The 1808-nt window shown below is 67.4% G+C and carries 3 protein-coding genes; 2 read left to right on the forward strand and 1 reads right to left on the reverse strand.

What is annotated here, in order from left to right:
- Both RMO23_RS14475 and RMO23_RS14480 read left to right on the forward strand, forming a co-directional pair.
- A partial coding sequence (locus tag RMO23_RS14475; protein ID WP_309682920.1) for a hypothetical protein occupies window positions 1-189 on the forward strand: 189 nt, incomplete at its 5' end.
- 70 nt (window positions 190-259) lie between these two features.
- Complete coding sequence (locus tag RMO23_RS14480) at window positions 260-1150, forward strand: CAP domain-containing protein (RefSeq protein WP_309682923.1); 891 nt, start codon at window positions 260-262, stop codon at window positions 1148-1150.
- 12 nt (window positions 1151-1162) lie between these two features.
- Here RMO23_RS14480 and RMO23_RS14485 read toward each other — a convergent pair whose 3' ends face one another.
- A complete protein-coding gene (locus RMO23_RS14485; protein ID WP_309682926.1) occupies window positions 1163-1573 on the reverse strand; it encodes a DUF2784 domain-containing protein in 411 nt (136 codons plus the stop codon).
- Between the last annotated feature and the right edge of the window lie 235 nt (window positions 1574-1808).

Consider the following 1808-nt stretch of genomic DNA (forward strand, 5'->3'; position numbering starts at 1 on the left):
CTGCGCATAACCGTGGTGCGCCAGCTTCCCCTGTTGTGCGCCCCTGATATGGAACGGATTCTGGTCTCGCGCTCATCCCGCTTCTCGGGTTCACATGATGCTGGTGGGCGCCATTTCTGCGATGTTCAAGACGGCGATGGGACAGCCACCCAGCCATTTTCAGAACAGAAACTGCCTCTAGCCCGATAATTGCGGGCGTAAGCAGCTATAAAAACAGGAGCACCCGAGCGCAACAACGGTGCCTCGTTATCATGGTCCGATGAAATTTGTCGGCACGGTGATGAAAGCGCATGGCGCGTGGTGGAGCACGGGCTGTCTGGCGCTGGCCCTGCTGGCCGTCACCGGACCGGCGCAGGCACAGGCGAGCGCGTCCAATCACCCGCCGCTGCTGCGCGCACTCAACGCGGCACGACAGCAAGGCTGCGAAGGGCGCCCCGGCCCGGCCGCCCCGTTGCGGGAAGACACCCGCCTGTCGGACGCCGCCGCGCTCATCGCGGGCGGCAGCCAGCTCGGCGACGCGCTACAAGCAACCGGCTACCGCGCCGTGCGGGCGACGCAGATCACGCTGCGCGGTTATAGCGGGGCCACCGCGCTGGCACAGGGCGCGGTTGACAGTTCCTGCAGCGCGATGACCCAGGGCGAGCTGTCCGAGGCCGGTTTTCACCAGCGCGGCACGCAGACCTGGATCGTGCTGGCCGCGCCGTTCTCGCCGCCCGTTGCGGCGCAGGCCGGCGACGTGCAGGCGCGGGTGCTGGCCCTGGTCAACGAGGCCCGCGCCCGGCCGCGCCGCTGCGGTGCCCAGGCTTTTGCGGCGGCGCGCCCGCTGCAGCCCAGCGCCACACTGCAGGGCGTGGCCGACGCCCATGCCGCCGACATGGCGCGCCACAGCTACTTCAGCCACAGCGGGCGCGACGGCAGCCGCGTGGACGCGCGTGCCAGCCGCGCCGGCTACCCCTGGCGCAGCATCGGCGAGAACATCGCCGCCGGCCAGATGCAGGCCGACGCGGCCATGCAAGGCTGGCTGGCCAGCGCCGGCCACTGCGCCAACATCATGTCGCCGGCCTTCAGCGAGATGGGCGTCGCCTTTGCGGTGAACAACAGCAGCAGCGCAGGGATTTACTGGGTGCAGGTGTTTGGCGCCGTGCGGTAGGCCTGCACACGCTTATACGTTCTGATCATTGCGGCGCGGTGGAAAATAAACCCAGATCGCGACCACCAGCAAGCCAAACAGCGTGTAGCCGATGGCAAATACCCACCACGGCGCCTCGTAGTACAGCACGCGCTGCAGCCAGTGCTCGATAAAGCCACCGCTGTAGGTCGTGCCGCTGGCTTTGGCACGAAGCCACATTTCAAGCGTGGTCAGCGGGCAGATCAGGCCCAGCCAGGCCTGGGCCGCCACAAACCCGATCGCGCCCAGGTGGGCCAGCCTGAACCCGAGCGCATTGACCCAGTGCCAACCCCGCAGATTGCCGGCGACCACCAGCACCAGCCCGCCGACGACGAACACCACAACGCCGACGTGCAGCGTGAGCACAATATCTGCCAGCAGCGGGTACAAAAGCTCGGCGCGCATTCACAAGGCCCAGGGTTGGCGGGCGGCAGCCCATCTGCCAGCGACACAGCGCATTCTCCCGCGGTTCGGCGCGGCAGCAAGCTCAGGCACCGACACACTGGACGGCATGGCGCTGCTTTGGCATGATGCTGGCGAGCGCACTTTTTCCGTCCCGCAGGCTGCATCGACCCGAACCCGCCTGAACCCACCGGCCCTGACCGGCCACAAGGAGACTTCGCATGGCTCACTACGTAGA

This window comes from Polaromonas sp., from assembly GCF_031411155.1.
Classification (GTDB): domain Bacteria; phylum Pseudomonadota; class Gammaproteobacteria; order Burkholderiales; family Burkholderiaceae_C; genus Polaromonas.